The organism is Streptomyces sp. NPDC001393 (genome assembly GCF_053597455.1).
Window position 1 is genome coordinate 1 of record NZ_JBSFIH010000007.1, and the last position, 16,538, is coordinate 16,538.

General features: G+C 72.9%; 12 protein-coding genes. 9 read left to right on the forward strand and 3 right to left on the reverse strand.

All coding sequences use genetic code 11. The features are described 5' to 3' along the window. The 8 genes from ACWC2T_RS10705 to moeZ all read left to right on the forward strand — a co-directional run. The coding region (locus ACWC2T_RS10705; protein WP_450670021.1) for an ABC transporter permease at positions 1 to 1,011 on the forward strand (1,011 nt) is incomplete at its 5' end. Continuing rightward, entirely contained in the window at positions 1,008 to 2,006 is a 999-nt protein-coding gene (locus ACWC2T_RS10710) for an ABC transporter permease (protein ID WP_450670022.1), read from the forward strand. The genes ACWC2T_RS10705 and ACWC2T_RS10710, both read left to right, overlap by 4 nt. Beyond that, a complete protein-coding gene (locus ACWC2T_RS10715) occupies positions 2,003 to 3,595 on the forward strand; it encodes a dipeptide ABC transporter ATP-binding protein (RefSeq protein WP_450670023.1) in 1,593 nt (530 codons plus the stop codon). Before ACWC2T_RS10710 ends, ACWC2T_RS10715 begins: the two co-directional genes overlap by 4 nt. Positions 3,596 to 3,796: 201 nt before the next feature. Next, on the forward strand, positions 3,797 to 5,500 hold the full coding sequence (locus tag ACWC2T_RS10720; RefSeq protein ID WP_450670024.1) for a DUF3492 domain-containing protein: 1,704 nt from the start codon (positions 3,797 to 3,799) through the stop codon (positions 5,498 to 5,500). A 266-nt stretch (positions 5,501 to 5,766) separates the two neighbouring features. Further along, positions 5,767 to 7,146: a hypothetical protein gene (locus ACWC2T_RS10725; RefSeq protein ID WP_450670206.1), complete on the forward strand. Its 1,380-nt coding sequence runs from the start codon at positions 5,767 to 5,769 to the stop codon at positions 7,144 to 7,146. A 349-nt stretch (positions 7,147 to 7,495) separates the two neighbouring features. Continuing rightward, positions 7,496 to 8,455, forward strand: a complete 960-nt coding sequence (locus ACWC2T_RS10730; RefSeq protein ID WP_450670025.1) for an NAD-dependent epimerase/dehydratase family protein — start codon at positions 7,496 to 7,498, stop codon at positions 8,453 to 8,455. Continuing rightward, entirely contained in the window at positions 8,443 to 9,192 is a 750-nt protein-coding gene (locus ACWC2T_RS10735; protein ID WP_450670026.1) for a spherulation-specific family 4 protein, read from the forward strand. Before ACWC2T_RS10730 ends, ACWC2T_RS10735 begins: the two co-directional genes overlap by 13 nt. A gap of 63 nt (positions 9,193 to 9,255) precedes the next feature. Next, entirely contained in the window at positions 9,256 to 10,434 is a 1,179-nt protein-coding gene (moeZ, locus tag ACWC2T_RS10740) for an adenylyltransferase/sulfurtransferase MoeZ (RefSeq protein ID WP_365591107.1), read from the forward strand. 155 nt (positions 10,435 to 10,589) lie between these two features. On the opposite strand, the gene ACWC2T_RS10745 is transcribed toward moeZ, so the two are convergent. The 3 genes from ACWC2T_RS10745 to ACWC2T_RS10755 all read right to left on the reverse strand — a co-directional run bounded on the left by ACWC2T_RS10745 (position 10,590) and on the right by ACWC2T_RS10755 (position 15,941). Then, positions 10,590 to 10,802, reverse strand: a complete 213-nt coding sequence (locus tag ACWC2T_RS10745) for a hypothetical protein (RefSeq protein ID WP_450670027.1) — start codon at positions 10,800 to 10,802, stop codon at positions 10,590 to 10,592. A 587-nt stretch (positions 10,803 to 11,389) separates the two neighbouring features. Beyond that, entirely contained in the window at positions 11,390 to 12,934 is a 1,545-nt protein-coding gene (locus ACWC2T_RS10750; protein ID WP_450670028.1) for an alpha/beta hydrolase, read from the reverse strand. 133 nt (positions 12,935 to 13,067) lie between these two features. Then, a complete protein-coding gene (locus tag ACWC2T_RS10755) occupies positions 13,068 to 15,941 on the reverse strand; it encodes a lysylphosphatidylglycerol synthase domain-containing protein (protein WP_450670029.1) in 2,874 nt (957 codons plus the stop codon). 185 nt (positions 15,942 to 16,126) lie between these two features. On the opposite strand from ACWC2T_RS10755, the gene ACWC2T_RS10760 reads away from it, so the two are divergent. Continuing rightward, positions 16,127 to 16,513 carry an MGMT family protein gene (locus tag ACWC2T_RS10760; protein WP_450670030.1) on the forward strand — a complete coding sequence of 129 codons (387 nt, stop codon included), beginning with the start codon at positions 16,127 to 16,129 and terminating at the stop codon, positions 16,511 to 16,513. The last annotated feature ends 25 nt before the right edge of the window (positions 16,514 to 16,538 follow it).

Sequence of the window (16,538 nt, forward strand, 5' to 3'; positions counted from 1 at the left end):
GCTCCCGCCCGGGGGGCCTCGGGGGCCCGTCAGTTCTGGCGGCGGCTGCGCGCGCAGCGCGCCGCCCTGGTCGCCGCGGCCGTCGTCGCGCTGCTCGTCCTGGTCGCGCTCGGCGCCCCGCTGCTCACCGCCCTGGAGGGCCAGGACCCCACCACGTACCACCCGTCGCTGATCGACTCCGCGCGCGGGGGCGTGCCCATCGGCTCCCTCGGCGGCATCAGCGCCGACCACTGGCTGGGCGTCGAACCGCAGACCGGCCGCGACCTGTTCGCCCGCCTGGTGTACGGGGCGCGCGTGTCGCTGGGTGTCGCGCTCGCGGCCACGGTGGTGCAGGTCGTCATCGGGGTCGCGGTCGGTGTCGGCGCCGCGCTCGGCAACCGATGGGTTGATCAACTGTTGAGCCGGGCCACGGACATCATCGTGGCGATGCCGCTCATGATCATGTCGTTGGCGCTGCTGGCCGTCGTGCCCTCCAGTTTCCCGCGGCCGGTCCTGGTCACCCTGGTCATCGGCCTGATCGCCTGGGGCACCCTCGCGAAGATCGTGCGCGCCCAGACGCTCTCCCTGAAGGGGCTCGACTACGTCTCCGCCGCCCGGCTGAGCGGCTGGGGCGCCTGGCGCGTCGCCCGCCGCGAACTGCTGCCCGGCCTCGCCGCGCCCGTCATCACCTACGCCGCCCTGCTGGTGCCCACGAACATCTCCGTCGAGGCGGCGCTGTCCTTCCTCGGCGTCGGCGTGAAGCCGCCCACCCCGTCCTGGGGACAGATGCTGACCGCAGCGGACGTCTGGTACCAGGCCGCGCCCCAGTACCTGCTGCTGCCGGCCGGCGCCCTGTTCGTCACCGTCCTCGCCCTCACCGTCCTCGGCGACGGCGTACGCACCGCCCTCGACCCGCGCGCCGCCTCCCGCCTGCGCGTCGGCACCGGCCGCAAGGACTCGAAGGGCGCCGCGGCCGCCCAGAGCGCCACGGACGCCAAGGGCGCCAAGACCGACAAGGAGGCAACCCCATGAACGGCTTCGGCGGCTTCCTGCTGCGCCGCGCCGTGGGCGTGGCGGTCACCCTGCTCGCCATCTCGGTGATCGTCTACGTCGTCTTCTACGTCACCCCCGGCAACGTCGCCCAGATCACCTGCGGCCCGCGCTGCTCACCGGTACAGGTGCACCAGGTCGCCGAGCAGCTGAAGCTGGGCGACCCCCTCTACCTGCGCTACTGGCACTTCCTGCAGGGCCTGTTCGTCGGCCAGGACTTCTCCACGGGCACCGCCGTCGAGCACTGCGCCGCGCCCTGCCTGGGGCAGTCGTACCAGACCGACCAGCCGGTCCTGGACATCATCCTGACCAAGCTGCCCGTCAGCCTGTCGCTGGTCCTCGGCGCCATGGTGGTGTGGCTCGTCCTCGGCGTCGGCACCGGTGTGCTGTCCGCGTGGCGACGCGGCCGGATCTCCGAGCGCGTGCTGACCGCGATCACCCTCGCGGGCACGGCCACGCCCGTCTTCGTCATCGGCCTGGTCCTGATGATCGTCGTCTGCGGCGAACTGCGGCTGCTGCCCTTCCCGCAGTACGTGAACTTCTCGGACGACCCCGAGCAATGGGCCTGGAACCTGCTGCTGCCCTGGCTCTCGCTCGCCCTGATCGAGGCCGCGGCCTTCGCCCGCCTCACCCGCGCGGCCATGCTGGAGACCCTCGCCGAGGACCACATCCGCACCTTCCGGGCGTACGGCGTCGCGGAGCGTTCCATCGTCGGCCGGCACGCCCTGCGCGGCGCCCTCGCGCCCGTGATCGCGCTGAACGCCAACAACGTCGGCTCCGCCGTCGGCGGTGCCGTCCTCACCGAGACCCTCTTCGGACTGCCCGGCATCGGCCAGGAGCTGGTGCACGCGGTCAATGTCGTCGACCTGCCCGTGGTCGTCGGCATGGTGCTGGTCATCGGCTTCTTCGTGGTCCTCGCCAACGCCGTCGCGGACGTCCTGTACGCGGTGGCCGACCGACGGGTGGTGCTCGCATGAGCCTGGTGGAAGTCACGGACCTGACCGTCGAGTTCGGCCCGCTGCGGGCCGTGGACGGCCTCTCCTTCAGCCTGGCCGAGGGCGCCGCGCTGGCCCTGGTCGGCGAGTCCGGCTCCGGCAAGTCGACGGTCGCGGGCGCCCTGCTGGGCCTGCACCGGGGCACGGGGGCCCGGGTCACCGGCTCGGTGCGGGTGGCCGGTACGGACGTACAGGCCGCCGCGGACGAGGAGTTGCGGCGGCTGCGCGGGGCGAAGGCCGCCATGGTCTTCCAGGACCCGCTGTCCTCGCTGGACCCGTACTACGCGATCGGCGACCAGATCGCCGAGGTCCATCGCGTGCACGCGCGCGTGTCGCGCCGCAGCGCACGCGCGCGTGCCGTGCAGGTGCTGGAGCGGGTGGGAATCGCGGACGCGGCACGGCGGTCCCGGTCCCGTCCGCACGAGTTCAGCGGCGGCATGCGCCAGCGTGCCCTCATCGCCATGGCCCTCGCCTGCGAGCCGGACCTGCTGATCGCCGACGAGCCGACCACCGCTCTCGATGTCACCGTCCAGGCCCAGATCCTCGACCTGCTGCACACGCTGCGCGAGGAGACCGGCATGGGGCTGCTGCTCGTCACCCACGACGTGGGCGTCGCCGCCGAGAGCGTGGACGACATCCTCGTCATGCGGCACGGCAGGGCCGTCGAGCACGGCCCGGTCGCCACGGTCCTCGCGGCGCCCGCCGAGCCGTACACCCGGGAACTCCTCGACGCCGTCCCGCGCGTGGACACCCGCCGCACCGCCTCCCGGGCCTCCCACGAGGTCGTGCTGGAGGCCGTCGGCGTGCGGCGCGAGTTCGGGCGCGGCAAGCGGACGTTCGCGGCCGTGGACGACGTCTCGCTCACCGTCCGCCGCGGCGAGACGCTCGGCGTGGTCGGCGAGAGCGGCAGCGGCAAGACGACCCTCGGCCGCATGCTCGTCGGGCTGCTGGAGCCGACCGCCGGAGCGATCCGCTACGCGGGCCGCCCGCACACCGGGGTGAACCCGGCCGTCCAGATGGTCTTCCAGGACCCCGTCTCCTCCCTCAACCCTCGCCGCAGCGTGGGCGAGTCCATCGCCGATCCGCTCCGCGCGCGTGGGGAACGGGACGAGGAGCGCATCCAGGGGCGCGTGACGGAACTGCTGGAGCGCGTGGGGCTCGAAAGGGCGCACTACGACCGCTACCCGCACGAGTTCAGCGGCGGCCAGCGCCAGCGCATCGGCATCGCCCGGGCGCTCGCCGCCGACCCGCGCGTCATCGTGTGCGACGAGCCGGTCTCCGCGCTCGACGTCACCACCCAGGCCCAGGTGGTCGAGCTGCTCGGGGAACTGCAGCGGGAACTCGGCCTCGCGCTGGTCTTCATCGCCCACGACCTCGCCGTCGTACGGCAGGTCAGCGACCGGGTCGCGGTGATGCGCCGGGGCCGGGTGGTCGAGTACGGGCCCGCCGACGAGGTGTACGACAGCCCTCGCGAGCCGTACACCCGGCAACTCCTGGCCGCCGTACCGGCGCTCGACCCGGAGCTGGCGGCCCGGCGGCGCCTGGCGCGGCGCGAACCGGCCGCGGCGTAACGTTTCGCGCTTGGCCGATCGCCGTGTGAAGCCTTAGCGCGGCCGAACGCGGCCCGCACGCGAAAGTTACGACCGTTCACCCCTTTTGGTGGCGCGATGGACAACCGTCCGTCGCGCCACCGCCTTGTCCGCTTACGTTCGTCCCGCTGCGCGCCGCCGGGGGAACGGCGGCTCACCGGACAGGAGATCGGGGGTGCACACGTGCGCATCGGACTGCTTACGGAAGGTGGCTACCCGTATGTGAGCGGTGACGCCGGACTCTGGTGCGACCGGCTCGTGCGCGGGCTCGACCAGCACGAGTTCGACGTCTACGCGCTCAGCCGCAGCCGCCGCCAGGAGGACGACGGCTGGGTCGCACTCCCGCCCCAGGTCGGCCGGGTGCGTACCGCGCCGCTGTGGACGGCCGAGGACGACGGGGTCGCCTACGGACGGCGCGCGCGCCGGCGCTTCACCGAGTGCTACGGCGAACTGGTCGCGGCGATGTGCGCCGGAGCCGACGCCGCCGGGACCGAGGGCGGGCCGGACTCACTGGCGGACCGTTTCGGCAATGCGCTCTACGGACTCGCCGAGCTCGCCCGCGAGGAGGGCGGACTGGTCGGCGCCCTGCGCTCGGACGCCGCCGTGCGCACCCTCGAACGCGCCTGCCGCGCCCCCGGCGCACTACGTGCGGCGCGCGAGGCGCGCGTACCCGATCTGCTCACCGTCACCGCACACCTCGAACGCGCCCTGCGCCCCCTCTCCCTCGACTGGTACGGCGACGACGGCCTCGGCGCGGCCGACCTCTGCCACGCCGCCGCCGGAGGCCCCGCCGCCCTCCCCGGGCTGCTCGCCCGGCACTTCTCCGACGTGCCGCTGCTCGTCACCGAGTACGGCGTGCAACTGCGTTCGCACTACCTGGCCCTCGGTCCCGACACCGCGGCCCCCGCCGTACGCGCCCTGCTCGCCGCCTTCCACGGCCGGTTCGCCGCCGAGGTCTACCGGCGCGCCGAGGTCCTCACCCCCGGCAACGCCCACGCCCGCCGCTGGCAGGAACGGTGCGGTGCCGACCGGGCCCGGATCCGCACGGTCTACCCGGGCATGGACGCCACCCGCTTCGCGGAGGTCGGCGAGGCCCCGGACCGCGCCGACCCCGGCACGCTGGTCTGGGTCGGGCGCGTCGAACCCGCCAAGGACCTGATCTCGCTGCTGCACGCCTTCGCCGAGGTCCGCAGGGAGGAGCCCACCGCACGCCTCAGGATCGTCGGCGCGCCCGCCGGACCCGAGGGCGCGGCCTACCTCGGCCACTGCCGGGCGCTCGCCGCGCAGCTCTTCCCGGACGAGGCGGAGGGTGTGCACGCCGTCGGCGACAACCCCGTCTCCTTCGAGGAGATCGGAGACCCGGAGGCCCCCACGCTGCCCGAGGTGTACGCCGCCGGTGCGGTCGTCGTGCTGTCCAGCGTGATCGAGGGCTTCCCGGTCGGTCTGATCGAGGCCATGTTCTGTGGCCGGGCCACGGTGTCCACCGACGTCGGCGCGGTGGTGGAGGTCATCGGGGGCACGGGACTCGTCGTGCCCCCGCGCAATCCGCGGGCGCTCGCCGAGGCGTGCGTGGCGCTGCTGCGCGACCCCGAGCGCCGTGAGCGCCTCGGCGCCGCCGCGCGCGCCCGCGCGCTCGAACTGTTCACCGTCGAGCAGAACATCGCGGCGTTTCACGGCATTTACCTGCAGATCGTCTCGCACTGCCCGGTCCGCCGGGTCGTCCTCGACGAGTCCGGCGAGCCCCTGCCGTTCGCCACCCCCGCCGAGTCCCACGTCCCCGGCCGCTGGACCCGCCCCACGGCCCGCGTCCTGCCCCGGACCGTCCCCGGCTGGGCCACGGCCCCACCGGTACGCGCGACACGACTGGCCGCCGCGGAGGGGGCGTGATGGACACACGGGACGACCGCACGGCCGAGGACCGCACCGGGGCGGTGGACGAGCTGGGCGAACCGGGCGCACGGGGAGACCTCGGCCCGCTGGGCTCCGGGGCACCGGACGGGCTGGGTCAGGCGGCCCCGGCCATCGGGGCGCCGGGTGCGCCGGGCAACGGTGCGTCCGACGGGGTGGCGGACTCCGGGACGGCTGTTGTGCCGGGGGCCTTCGATGACGGCGGTCGGGTGGCGAGTGTGCCGGGTGGGCCGGACCGGCCCGGGATGCCCAGTGCGGCCGAGCCCTGGGGCTCGCGGCCGCAGGAGTGGTTCGAGCCGGTGCGGGGCGGCGCGGACGCCCTGTACGGCGGGACCCCGTCGGCGTCGTCCGCATCCGTCTCCGGTGCGCGTGGGCCCGCCGGTGGCCCGGAGCCGGGTGGGAGACCGGGGCGTCCCGGCGCGCTCGCCGCGGGCGTCGTCACCGAGGCGGAATCGGACGACCCGCCGGCGGACAACTCAAGGTCCGGCACCAGGGATTCGGGCGTGCGGCGTGCCGCCGGGCCCCGGCGTGGCGCCGCCGACCCCGTGAAGGCCCTGCTGCACCGGCACCGTGAGCTGTGCGAGCGCGCCGTGGACCCCTTGGAGATCGCCGCCGGGCTGGAGGCGCACGGCGTCACCGACCGGACCGCCGCCCGCTTCCGCCACCGCGACGTCTTCTCGCTCGCCGAGGAGCTGTACGCGCGCGTGCCGCGCACCGGCGAACAGGGCCCCGGCTCCGAGCCCCTGCCCGTACACCGTCTGCGCGCGGACTGGATCCTGCTCACCCTCCTGCCCGGCGCCCTCGGCGCGGCCACCGTGGCCGGACTGCGCCTGGCCCACGGACACCCCCGCCCACTGGCCGCCGCCGTCGGCCTGCTCGCCGTAGCCCTCGCCACGCGAGCCGCACTGCGTCGCGGCCCCCTCGCCGGCCCGCCCGGCACGCACGCGTGGCGCACGGCGATCGGCACGCGCGCGTCGACGCTGTGGCTGCTCGGCTACGCCCTCCTCGGCGACGGTCTCCTCCACGCCCTCGTGACCGGTGGCCCCGACGCCCTGCCGACCGGCGCCCCGGACGGCCCCTGGCCCACGGCCGTCGCCCCCGTCCTGGCCCTCACCCTGACCTGTGCCCCGGCGGCCTGGTGCGCCCACCTGCTCCGCGCGGGCGCCCGCCGCAGGCTCGCCGGAAGCCGCGGTCTGGAGGACTTCAAGGCGGCCGCCGAGCCGTTGCTGTTCGGCACGTTCGCCCTCTTCCTGGGCGCGCTCACCGCTCTGCTCCTGGTGTGCGGCACCGTCCTGCACGAACCGGTGGCCTACCCGCAGACCCTCGCCCTGGGCGCCCTGCTGCTGCTCGCCCGCCTGCTCACCGTGCACGGCCACCGGCACGCCCCCGCCATGGCGCTCGGCGCCGCGGCGGCCCTGGAGGCGGTGGCCCTCGCCCTGCCGCCGGCCGGGAGGCTGCCGGCCTGTGGCGCCCTGGCGACACCTGTACGGACCCTCCTGGACGCCTGGGGCGAGGCCGCCGTCCCGGCCCTCGCCTGCGGAACGGCCGCGCTGGCCCTGCTGTTCCACGCCGGCCGCACGCTCACCCGGGCCTCGGCACACGCGCCCACGGGAGCCCCCGACTGAATCGTCCGCCGCCGGCCCGAACCGCAGCCGGAGGCGACCGCACCGCCCCTTTTGAAGGAGAACGCCAGATGACCACCTCCCGACCCGGAGCGCCCGGGGCTCCCGGAGCCGCCGGCGCGCCCGCAGGAGCCGCAGCCGCGGGCGCACAAGCCGCCGGAACCGCCGGCGCCGGAGTCCGGGGAACCACCGGATGCGCCGGCACCGCGAGCCCGGGCGCTCCCACCGCACCCTTCCGGCCCACGGCACCCGTCGGCCGGGCCGGTCGCATGGGCACCACCGGTCATATCCGTGCCGCCCGTCATGCCGGCCCCGCTGGTCACGCCGACGCCCACACCCGGGGAGCCGCCCGATGAGGGTCCTGCTGATCGGAGCCAACGGATACATCGGCCGCTTCGTCGCCGACCGCCTGCTGGCCGATCCGGCCGTCCAGCTCACCGCGCTCGGCCGCGGCGACGACGCCGACGTCCGCTTCGACCTCGCCGCGGGCAGCCCCGGCGCACTCACCCGCTTCCTGGACGCGGTGCACCCGGGGGTCGTCGTCAACTGCGCCGGCGCCATCCGCGGCGGCGCGCGCGAACTGACCCGGCACAACACCGTGGCCGTCGCCACCGTCTGCGAGGCCCTGCGCCGCAGCGGCTGCGGCGCCCGTCTGGTGCAGATCGGGTGCAGCGCCGAGTACGGGCCTAGCCAGCCCGGCTCCTCCACCGCCGAGGACGCCGTACCGCGCCCCGGCGGCCCGTACGGCGTCAGCAAGCTCGCCGCGACCGAGCTGGTCCTCGGCTCCGGACTGGACGCCGTCGTGCTGCGGGTCTTCTCCCCGGCCGGCCCCGGCACCCCGGCCGGCTCCCCGCTGGGCCGGCTCGCCGAGGCGATGCGGCGCGCGATGCAGTCCGGCGACGGCGAGCTCAAGCTCGGCGGCCTCGGCGTACAACGCGACTTCGTCGACGTACGCGACGTCGCCCGCGCCGTGCACGCCGCCTCGCTCTCCGCCGCACAGGGCGTCATCAACATCGGCTCCGGCCGCGCCGTCCGCCTCCGCGACGCCGCGGCCGTCCTCGCCCGGGTCGCCGGATACGGCGGCGCCCTGCACGAACTCGACGCCCCGCCCGGCCCGTTGCGCAGCGCCATCGGCCACCCCCGCGCCGACTCCGACCACGCGGCCCCGGTGGCATACCCGTACCCGGACGGCTGCGGCAGCTGGCAGCAGGCCGACGTGCGCACCGCGCGCGACCGGCTCGGCTGGCGGCCCCGCATCAACCTCGAAGAATCCCTGGCCGACATCTGGATGGAGGCGGCATGCCGCATCTGACCAGCACCACAGCAGGCGCCACGAGCACCGGCCTGCGCACCGCCATCGGCGTCCCCGGCTACGCCCACCCGCTCGTCGCCCCCGCCCAGTGGGCCGAGCTCGCCCGCCCCGGCACCCCGCTGGACTGGGTGGTCCTCAACGTGGCGGGCGGCCCCGGCACCCGCCCCGACCCGCACTGCCTGGAGACCGCGGGCCGGTTGCGGGGCGCCGGCGTCCGGGTCCTCGGCCACCTGGACCTCACCCATGGCGATCGCGCCTTCGCCGACCTGCTCTCCGACGCCCACCGCTACCTCGACTGGTACCGGGTCGACGGCTTCCTGCTGGACCGCTGCCCCACCGACCGCACCGCGCTGCCCGAGGTCCGCCGCGCGGTCACCACGCTCCGGACGATCAGTGACACCGCCCACATCGTCCTCGGCCACGGCACCCATCCGCACCCGGGGTACGCGGAGAACGCCGATCAACTGGTGACCTTCTCCGGGCCCTGGTCCGACTACCGCTGGTCGCAGGTGGCCGAGTGGACCGCCGACTACCCGCCGGACCGCTTCTGCCACTTCGTGCACGGCGTGCCCCGCGGCCATCTGGAGGAAGCGCTGCGCATCGCCCGCTGGCAGGGAGCGGCCACGATCTACTTCACCGACCGCACGGACCGCGGAGGCCGCGCCGACCCCTGGGAGACCATGCCCGGCTACTGGGACGAAATCGTCTCGCGTATCGGAACAGGTGTCTCGGAATGAAGAAGGCCGTGGCAGTGTTACGAGGAGAACAACCGTAGTGATTGACCGACCAACGGAGTCCCCGTGTCGCTGCCACCCCTGGTTGAGCCAGCCTCTGAGCTCACCGTAGACGAGGTCCGCAGGTACTCCCGCCACCTGATCATCCCCGACGTGGGCATGGACGGGCAGAAGCGGCTGAAGAACGCCAAGGTGCTCTGTGTGGGCGCCGGCGGCCTGGGCTCGCCGGCGCTGATGTACCTGGCCGCCGCGGGCGTGGGCACCCTCGGCATCGTGGAGTTCGACGAGGTCGACGAGTCGAACCTGCAGCGCCAGATCATCCACAGCCAGTCCGACATCGGCCGCTCCAAGGCCGAGTCCGCCCGCGACACCGTCAAGGGCATCAACCCGTACGTGAACGTGATCCTTCACGAGGAGCGGCTCGAGGCCGACAACGTGATGGACATCTTCAGCCAGTACGACCTGATCGTCGACGGCACGGACAACTTCGCGACGCGCTACCTGGTCAACGACGCCTGCGTGCTGCTGAACAAGCCGTACGTGTGGGGTTCGATCTACCGCTTCGACGGCCAGGCCTCCGTCTTCTGGTCCGAGCACGGCCCCTGCTACCGCTGCCTGTACCCGGAGCCCCCGCCCCCCGGCATGGTCCCCTCCTGCGCCGAGGGCGGCGTCCTGGGCGTGCTCTGCGCGTCCATCGGCTCCATCCAGGTCAACGAGGCCATCAAGCTCCTCGCGGGCATCGGCGAGCCGCTCGTCGGCCGCCTGATGATCTACGACGCCCTGGAGATGACGTACCGCCAGGTCAAGGTCCGCAAGGACCCGAACTGCGCGGTCTGCGGCGAGAACCCGACCGTCACCGAGCTCATCGACTACGAGGCCTTCTGCGGCGTCGTGTCCGAGGAGGCCCAGGCGGCGGCCGCCGACTCCACGATCACTCCCAAGCAGCTCAAGGAGTGGATCGACGACGGCGAGAACATCGAGATCATCGACGTCCGCGAGCCGAACGAGTACGAGATCGTCTCCATCCCGGGCGCCAGGCTGATCCCGAAGAACGAGTTCCTCATGGGAACCGCCCTGGAGGGTCTCCCGCAGGACAAGAAGATCGTCCTGCACTGCAAGACGGGTGTCCGCAGTGCGGAAGTCCTGGCCGTCCTGAAGTCCGCGGGCTTCGCCGACGCCGTCCACGTCGGCGGCGGCGTCATCGGCTGGGTCAACCAGATCGAACCGCACAAGCCGGTCTACTGATCATCGGCCTCGTCGACCAGCGAGACTGACGCAGCCCACGGCTCTGAACTGCTCAGATGCCGTGGGCTTCTGTCGTTGTTGGTTGGCGTTGGTCGGCCTCGCACGGCCCAGGGACGGCCCAGAAATCGCGCCGGTGGTGCGTGCCGGAAGGTGCGTCACCTGCTGCAGGCAGCGACGATGCCCAGAATCACCAAGGCCACGAAGAACATCGCTACGCAACCGCCTATGGCGCTCTCCGCCTCCGCGACGATCCCCTTGGGCTTCGGGCGGGACTTCTCGTAGTCCTGCATCCCTCGCGCAACCGCATGCCTGATTTCGTCCTCGTCCACGGAGTCCCCCAAGCCAGCCACTGTGTTCTGCTCGGCCACGGCCAACCTACCTGTTGCAACACCGCCGCTCGATCCAACGGTCCGCACAGTGGGCGGCACTGACCTCTTCGTCCCGAAGTAACTCGGATGAGGCCTGGGCCTTGGGCTAGGTCATCTCTCACCTGCGTTGATGGTCCCCTGGCGTCCGTGCTGTCTGCCGTTGTCCGTCGGCGTTGTCACGCAGTTAGACACTCAACCGGGCCAGCGGCTGACCGTCCTTGGGCTGGCGGTCAACTCGACTTGGGGACTGGGGCATCCAAGCGACTGCGTCTGCTGTTCGGGTAGCCGGCGATCCCATCCGCCACGAGTCGGTGATGTCGGTCCAGCCGTGGAGGGTGGGGCGCTACGAGCGCCGTGCACTGCTGCTTGGTCATAGAGGAGGGTGAATCTGCAGGCCCCTGTTATCCCTGCACTAAAGACAGGAGAGAATATCTTTTCCGCAGCGCCCCCCAAGCGCTCACGGATTGAAAGAAAGGCGACTCTCTGACATCCGAGCACGTGAAGGTCTGTTCCCGCTGCGGCCTGTGGATAACGCTCTGACCAGCGCTTTCTTCGGGGGTGTGGGGTGTTTCGGACGGCGGGGCGGCTCAGGAGCAGACCGTGCCGGCCTTCGGCTCCCGCCCGTCCAGCAGATAGCCGTTCACCGCGCTCTGCACGCACCTGTTCTTGCTGTCGTACGCACCGTGCCCCTGCCCCTTGTACGTCAGCTCGACGGCGACGCCCTTGCCGAGCGCGTCCGCCATCTTCCTCGCGCCCTCGTACGGGGTGGCCGGGTCGCCGGTGTTGCCGACGACGAGGATGGGTGCCGAGCCGGGCGCGCTGACGTCGGGATGGTCGGCGGCACCCGCCACGGGCCAGTCGGTGCAGCTGAGCATGCCCCAGGCCAGGTAGTCCCCGAACAGCGGGGAGGCGGCGCGGAACTCGGGCAGCTTCTGCTGGACGTAGTCGGCGGTGTACCGCGGCTTCTCGTCGGCACAGCTGATGGCGACGTTCGCCGCGGTGATGTTGCTGTACTGGCCGTCCTCGCTGCGGCCGTTCATCGAGTCGGACAGCAGCATGAGGACCCTCCCGTCACCCGCGTACGCCTGCTCGAGGCCCTCGGTGAGGTACTCCCAGAAGTCCTTGGAGTACAGGGACTGCGCGATGCCGTTCGTCGCGGCGGTCTGGGTGAGCACGCGCGGCGCGATGCCGGGGATCGGCTTCTTCTCCAGGTCGTCCAGCAGCTTCGCGATGCGGTTCTTCACGTCCTGCGCACTGTTGCCGATGGGACAACCCGTGGTCTTCGAGGCGCAGTCCTCGGCGAAGTTGTTCAGCGCCAGCTGGAAGCCCTGGGCCTGTCCGAGCGCGCTCTGTTCGGGGTTCTGCGTGGGGTCGACGACGGCGTCGAGCACGGCCCGGCCGACGTTCCTGGGGAACAGGTGGGCGTACACACCACCGAGTTCGGTGCCGTAGGAGATGCCGAAGTAGTGCAGCTTGTCGTCGCCGAGGACCTGGCGCATCAGATCCATGTCGCGGGCCGCGTCGGTGGTCGCCACGTGCGGCAGGATCTTCTTGGAGTTCTTCTCGCAGGCGGCGTTGAACTGCTTGGTGCGGTCCAGGAGTTGGGTGCGTTCGGCGCTGTCGTCGGGGGTCGCGTCCTGCTGGAAGTACGTGTCCAGCTGGGAGTCGCTCTCGCACTTCACCGGCGCGCTGCGGCCGACCCCGCGCGGGTCGAAGCTGACCAGGTCGTAGCGGGTGCGCAGGGCGGCGTAGTCCGAGGCGAACGCGGGCAGCGAGCTGACGCCGCTGCCGCCCGGCCCGCCGAAGTTGAACACCAGCGAGCCGATCCGCTCGCTCGCGGGGCCGCTGGCCCTGGCGCGGATCAGGGCGATGCCGATGGTGTCACCCTTCGGTTTGCTCCAGTCCAGGGGCGCCTTCATGGTGGCGCACTGCCATGTGCCGCCGTTCGGCAGCGGGGACGGGGCACTGCCGCCGCCCTCGGCCTCGGACGGAGCCGGGCAGTCCTTCCAGTCCAGCTTCTGCGCCGAGAGGTCGCCGTGCTCACTGCCGTGGCCGCACCCGGCCAGCAGGGCCGAGAGCACCAGGGCAGCGGTCGTCAGGGCGGCGGCGCGCAGCCGGGAGGGGTTCGCCATGTTCCCATCCTGGAGGCGCGCACGCCGGGGCGCGCGGGGCGCGGGCCGTACGAGGTACGGGCACCCGGCACCCGCACGGGGCCCTCTGCAGGGCGTGCACTGCGCGCCGCACAGGGCGCATCCCAGAGGCTCCTCAGAGGGCTCCCTTGCGGGTGAGCTGGTTGAAGGCGAGCCAGCCCGGCAGCACCGGCAGCCACAGCGTGAGCAGGCGGTACAGCAGGACGGCCGGGGCGGCGACCTCCTTGGGCAGGCCGACGGCGATCAGGCCGACCGTCAGGGTCGCCTCCACGGCGCCGACGCCGCCCGGGGTGGGCGCCGCGGACCCGAGCGCGTTGCCGGCGAGGAAGACCACGGCGACGCTGGCGATGCTGAGCGATGCCGAGCTGCCGCCGAACGCCCGGATGGAGGCGTCCAGGCACATCACGAAGCAGAACGTCAGCAGCAGGATGCCGCCGATGCCGGTGACCAGCTTCTGCGGCCGCTGCAGCACATCGAGCATGCGGGGCACGACACCCGCGAAGAGCGACCGCACGCGCGTGACGACGAATTTCCGCAGGAACGGCACCGACGTCACCACGAGCACCAGCACTGCGACCGTCAGCAGACCTGCGATGACCGTCCGGGACGGCGACAGCGAGGGCGTCTTCTCGGTACCGGTGAGATAGCCGAAGGACAGCAGCATCAGGATGTGGAAGCCGAGCCCGGCCAGCTGCGAGGCGCCCACGCTCGCCACCGCGAGCCCCGGCCGGACCCCGGCGCGCTGCAGGTACCGCGTGTTCAGGGCCACACCGCCGACCGCCGCCGGTGCCACGATCTTCACGAACGAGCCGGCCACCTGGGCTCCGACGGCCCGCAGGAACGGCACCCGCTCCGGTACGAACCCCAGGAGCTGCATCGCCGCCGCGACATAGCTGAGCGCCGAGAACAGCACGGCGGCCACGACCCAGCCCCACTGGGCGTGGGCGATCAGCGGACCGAACTGGATGTGCGTGAGCTGCGTCAGCAGGAAGTACGCGCCGATCGCACCGGCGATGACACTGATCAGCGTGCGCGGCCGCACCCGCTCCAGCCGGGCCGGCTCCACCGGTGCCTGCGGCCTGATCCGCAGCACCTCGTGGCGGATCTGGGTGAGCAGATCCTCCTCGCGCGCGTCCTCCAGGGCCTCGTCGATGGCCCGCTTCTCGGCCCGCGCCTGGGCGCGTACGGCCTTCTTGTCGGCCTTCGAGAGGGCGACGGCGCCCTCCTCCCCGGCTTCCTCCGGACGGGCCTGTCGGGTCTGCCGGGACGCCTCCAGCACCGCCTCGCGCTCGCGCTGGGCCTGTTCCCGGGCGAGTCTGCGCAGCGTCGCGCGCGTGGAGCGCGTCAGCGCGATCGGCTGGAGCAGGGGAAGACAGTCGGCGACCGCGTCGGGACCGAGGACCTGCACCGCCGAGGCCACCGCGCGCTCGGCGCCCACCCGCAGCCCCAGCGTCGTGACCAGCTGGGCCACGTCCATGCGCAGCAGCAGCTCGCCGGCCGCGATCTCACCGCCGCGCAGTTCGGTGAGGATCACCCTGCCGGAACGATCCACCAGAATCGCGTCACCCGCGAGCCTGCGGTGCGCGATGCGCCGGGACTGCAGCGCCTGCACCTGGCGCCAGGTGTTGCGCAGCAACTCGTCGGTGATGTCCTCGTCGGCGAGCGAGTCCAGCGTGCGCCCGCCGGTGTGCTCGTAGACGAGCATGACGGCGTCGGGGCCGAGCTCGGAGGTGGCGATCAGCTTGGGCGCGTTGGCGCCGGCCGCGATCGCCGCGTACGCCAGCAGGGCCTCCTGCTCCAGCGCCTGGCGCAGCGACTGGAGGCTGGAGCGGGTGGCGAAGCCGCGCAGGGTGAGATTGCGCCACGCGCGGTAGAAGAAGCCCTGGGCCTGCTGTTCCCGGTCCACGACCGTGACGTCCAGCGGCGGGCCGTCCTCCAGCGTGACGAAGTAGCGCCGGCCGCGGTCGCCGTTCTCCGTCTCCCCGGCCTCCTCGCGGGCCGCGGTGACGGGGTGGAAGCCGACGTGCCTGAGGCCCGCCATCAGGGTCTGCCCGGTGGGGCGGACGTTGGGGGAGCCGACGGCGTACAGCGTGCCGTAGGCGACGGTCCAGCCGATCAGCACCGTCAGGATGATCGAGAACGGGGTCGTGTAGCCGGTGACCAGCATCGAGAACGCGTCGAGCAGCAGCACGATCCACAGCACCGCGCGCCATCTGGGTCTGCGGGACATGCCGACGGCCGTCATGTAGGCGATGACGGGGGCCAGATAGCCGTGCACGGGGTCGGTCAGGGCGTGGATGTCGCCCGGAGAGGGCTGGGTGAGCGCCTCCTGGATCGAGCCCGGCGCGGCCCTCGCCACCCACAGGTCGGTGGCGAGGGTCACTCCGTGGGCCAGGACCGCCGCGAGGACGCCGTCGGCGATGCGCAGCCCGTCGCGTTTGATCAGCCGTTCGATCGCGAAGGCGACCGGCACCAGCAGGATCGCGATGCTGGACGCCAGCCCCGCGATCCTGATGAGCAGGTCGGGGGCCTGACCGGTGCCCTTGTTGATGTCCTGCTCGAAGCCGGAGGTGGTGCCGTGCGCGAACGCGGCGATCGCGAGCAGCACCACGATGGCGAGCACGCCGACCAGGAGCCGCATGAGGTCGGAGGGGCGGTGCACGCGCGCGGGGAGCAGCGGTTCGTCGCCTTCCACGGCCTCGGCGTGCGGATCGTCGTCCGCGCCCGGGCCGTGGTCGGGGGGCGTGTTCTCCGGGACGTGCGCTCCCTCGGTGTCGTCGTTTCGGCCCTCACCCGCGCGCGTGCCGTCGTTTCCGTTGTCCTCACGCGCGCGCGTGGTGCCGTCTTCCGTGCCTTCGTGCCGGCGCGGACCGGTGTCCTCCTGCTGGGCGTCGCCGCCGCCCTGGGCAGCGCCGTCGGCGGTGTCGGGGCGCGCGGCGGCGTCAGGGGTGCCCGCCGCGCCTTCGGGGTGCACGCCCTGCTGCTTCATGGTCTCTTCTTGGTCTCGTATCACCAGTCACCGCCCGCACGATGGTGGCATGCCCCACCGACACACGCGGGCATCAGGGTGCGGATCCGCGGGCGCACAGTCTGCCGGAAGCGCCGTCCGGTGGCGAGAGGGCCGTTCCCCGCGGTCCGCGCCGCGATGTCGGTGGGGTGCGGCAGGATGGTCGGATGAGCGAGCAGAGCCCTGCCGAGGACACCCGCGAGGAGCACGCGGACGCGCTGCCGGAGTACGCCGAGCGGGTTCTCGAGGTCGCCGAGCGGATCCCGCCGGGGCGGGTCATGACGTACGGCGATGTCGCCGAGTGGCTCGAGGAGGGGGGACCGCGCCAGGTCGGCCGGGTGATGTCCTTGTACGGCGGCGCCGTCCCGTGGTGGCGTGTCGTACGCGCCGACGGGATGCTGCTGCCCGGCCACGAACTGCGCGCGCTCGCCCACTACCGCACGGAGGGCACGCCGCTGAGGGAGGCGGCCAGGAGCGCCGAGGGGCATCTGCCGCGGATCGACATGCGGCGGGCCCGGTGGGACGGCGGGGCGGGCGCGGTGGGTCACATCTGACAGCTTCCGCCATCCGATGCCCTCG